We start from the raw sequence: 3987 nt of genomic DNA, 5'->3' as shown, positions 1-3987 counted from the left end.
TTGGCTTCGCTTCCTCGTAAATTAAGTCCGGGTGAAAAAGTTACCTTACCAGTTACGGTTTTTGCTCTGGAAAATAAGGTTAAAAACGTGCAAATTGGTTTGAAATTATCAAAAGGAATAAAAGTAGTTGGAGCTTCATCAAAAAGCATTTCATTTACAAATCCCGATGAAAAAATGGTAAACTTTGAGTTAGATGTTTCAAACGTAAAAGGTATTGGAATTATTGAAGTTATTGCAGAAGGAAACGGAGAAAGATCTACGTATAAAGTTGAAATTGATGTGGTAAATCCAAATCCTGTTTCATCAAAATCAACAAATGTAGAATTGTCACCAAATGCCACACAAACTATTAATTTTTCAACATTTGGAGTAAAAGGAAGTAATTTTGCATCTATTGAATTTTCTACTTTACCTCCAATGGATTTTTCTGGTAGAATGCAGTATTTAATTCAATATCCACATGGTTGTGTGGAGCAAACAACATCTAGTGTATTTCCACAACTATTTTTAAATGATATTTTTGATATTACCTATCAACAAAAGCAAGAAATTGCTAAAAATATGAAAGAAGCTATTGAGCGTTTGGGTAATTTTCAATTACCAAATGGTGGATTAAGCTATTGGTTAGGTCAAAATTTTGTTGATGATTGGGGAACAAGTTATGCAGGTCATTTTATGATAGAAGCATCTAAAAAAGGCTATGTTTTACCGCCAACATTTATTTCGAATTGGTTAAAATATCAAAAACAAGCTGCCAGAGATTGGCGTTCAGGAAGTAATTATTCCGATTTATCCCAAGCGTACAGATTGTATACGTTGGCATTGGCTGGTTATCCCGATTTATCATCTATGAACCGTTTACGAGAATATAGTGGTTTATCTAACGATGCTAAATGGCGTTTGGCAGCTGCGTATGCTTTAGCCGGACAAAAAGAAGCGGCAATTAAAATTTCCAACACAGCCAATTTAAATTTTGAAAGTAATTACGGCGATTATTATACGTACGGATCTATAGATAGAAATAGAGCAATGGCCATGGAAACCATGTTGTTAACGGGTAATTCAACTTCAAAAGAATTGGCTAAATACATTGCAAAACGTTTATCATCAAATAGTTGGATGAGTACTCAAACAACGGCTTATAGTTTGCTTTCAATGGCTAAAATGGTTGAAATAAATGGAGGGAAATCTATAAAATTGCAATACACGGTGAATGCGAATAAAGCAGAAAGTATAGATTCTAAATTTGCAATTGCACAGCGTAAATTACCAATTAAAGAAGGTGAAAATACGGTTTCAATAGTAAATAAAGAAGCAAACTTGGTTTTTGTAAATGTTATAACCAGTGGAATTTTACCTTTAGGTGAAGAAATTATTGAAAAGCGAGGTTTGGGCGTTAGTGTAGTTTATAAAGATACTGATGGGAAATACATGGATGTTTCTAAATTAGCACAAGGAACTGAGTTTGAAGCCCAAGTTGTTATCAGTAATTTAAAACAAGAAGCAGTTCAAAATATAGCATTAACGCAACTATTTCCATCAGGATGGGAAATTGTTAACACCAGATTTACCGATTTTGGAAGTGCAACCGCTGCCAGTGCTAATTATACAGATATTAAAGATGATCGTGTTAATTTTTATTTCGATTTAAAACGAAACGAAACAAAAACTTTTAAAGTGTTGTTAAATGCATCGTATTTAGGAGCTTATTATTTATACGGATTGCAAGCTGAAGCCATGTACGATAATGATTATTTTACGCGAACCAAAGGACAATGGATTGAGGTTGTGAAGCAGTAATTTTTTAATGGAATTAATTAAAAAACATAAATTTAAAATAATAATGGCCGTTATATTGTTAACGGCTTATTATTTTATGTTGCCCAAAAAGTTGTTTAAAAACCCAACTTCCACCGTTATTGAAAGTGTTGAAGGTAATTTATTGGGTGCTCAAATAGCCAAAGATGGTCAATGGCGTTTTCCACAAAATGATAGTGTTCCCAATAAATTTAAACAATGTATTATTCAGTTTGAAGATGGTTATTTTTATAAACATCCAGGCTTTAATCCAGTATCAATATTTAAAGCTGTTTATCAAAATTTTCAATCGAAGCGGGTAAAAAGAGGCGGAAGTACATTAACGCAACAAGTAATTCGGTTAGCACGTAAAAACCAAAAGCGTACCTATTTTGAAAAATTGATAGAACTAATTTTAGCAACACGTTTAGAAGTTGGCTATTCCAAAGAAGCTATTTTAGCAATGTATGCTTCAAACGCACCTTTTGGAAGTAATGTTGTAGGGTTAGATGCGGCTTCTTGGCGTTATTTTGGAAATGTTCCTACTAATTTATCGTGGGCAGAAAGCGCTACTTTAGCAGTGTTGCCAAACGCTCCAAGTTTAATTTATCCGGGTAAAAATCAAGAACGATTGAAACAAAAACGCAACCGTTTATTAAAAAAATTACACGATAAAAATATTATTGATAACCTTACATATCAATTAGCGATTGAAGAAGAATTACCACAGAAAGTAGTAGCTATTCCACAAGTTGCACCGCATTTATTGCAAAATGCTTCGTTAAATTATCACGGAAAGCGGGTGAGGACATCTGTAAAATATCACTTTCAACAAACAGTAAATCAGATTGTTAAAAACAATTATTTAGATTTAAGTCAAAATCAAATTCATAATATAGCGGTGTTGGTTTTAGATGTTAAAACGCGTAAAGTGTTAGCATATGTTGGAAATGCTCCTACCACAAATAATCATCAAAAAGATGTTGATATTATAACAAAAGCTAGAAGTACAGGAAGTATTTTAAAACCATTTTTATTTTCGGCAATGTTAGATGCGGGCGATATTTTACCAAATACGCTGGTTGCGGATATTCCTACTCAAATAGGAAGTTACAATCCGCAAAACTTCAACAAAGAATTTGATGGAGCTGTTCCTGCTAGTGTAGCTTTAGGAAGATCTTTAAATGTTCCGGCAGTTAGAATGTTGCAAAGTTTTGGCTTAGAAAGATTTTATGAGTATTTAAAAAAAATGAAGTTGAAGGATGTAAAATACGGAGCAAATCATTACGGATTGTCTTTAATTTTAGGTGGTGCCGAAAGTAATTTATGGGATTTATGTAAAAGTTATGGCGCCATGGCTTCAACCATAAATCATTTTGAAGAAACCAATGGAAAGTATTTTAAAAATGAATTTTTAGAGCCATCGTATTTAGCAGATTTTAAACCAGACTTTGGTGAAATTTCAACCCAAAAAACCGTGTTTAATGCAGGTTCAGTTTATTTAACTTTTGAAGCTTTAAATGAAGTAAATAGGCCAGAAGGAGAAGATAAATGGGATTTCTTTGATTCTGCTAACAAAATAGCTTGGAAAACAGGTACAAGTTTTGGGTTTAGAGATGCTTGGGCAATTGGAACCACCAAAGATTATGTTGTAGGTATTTGGGTTGGAAATGCAGATGGAGAAGGAAGACCTGGGTTAGTTGGAATTTCAGCGGCAGCTCCAATTTTATTTGATGTGTTTAATGTATTACCACAAAGTAATTGGTTTTTAAAACCTTTTGATGAGATGGTTGAGGTGGAGGTTTGTAGTAAAAGTGGGTACAGAGCAAGTGATTTTTGTGATGACAAAAAATTAACTTTTATACAGCAATCAGGTTTAAAAACAGCTCCTTGCCCATATCACAAATTGGTGCATTTAGATAAAAATGAACAATTTCAAGTAAATACATCGTGTGAATTGTTATCTAATATTGTGCATAAAAATTGGTTTGTGTTGCCTCCGTTGCAAGAGTATTACTATAAAAAAAAGAATCCGTTTTATAAAAATTTACCAAATTTTAGAAGTGATTGTAGTGGTGACAGCCAATCAAAAATGGAATTTTTAGTTCCAAAAGACAATACCACTTTTTACCTTACAAAAGATTTTAAAGAATCGGACAACGGATTGGTGTTAAAAATTATTCATTCCAA

General features: G+C 32.9%; 2 protein-coding genes. Both read left to right on the top strand.

What is annotated here, in order from left to right; all coding sequences use genetic code 11:
* The coding region (locus ABY298_RS15350; protein ID WP_372746929.1) for an alpha-2-macroglobulin at positions 1-1800 on the top strand (1800 nt) is incomplete at its 5' end.
* A 43-nt stretch (positions 1801-1843) separates the two neighbouring features.
* The coding region (gene pbpC / locus ABY298_RS15345; protein ID WP_372746928.1) for a penicillin-binding protein 1C at positions 1844-3987 on the top strand (2144 nt) is incomplete at its 3' end.

Origin of the sequence: Lutibacter sp. (genome assembly GCF_041596795.1) — a bacterium.
Lineage (GTDB): Bacteria > Bacteroidota > Bacteroidia > Flavobacteriales > Flavobacteriaceae > Lutibacter.
This window is presented reverse-complemented; position numbering and strand designations above follow the sequence as displayed.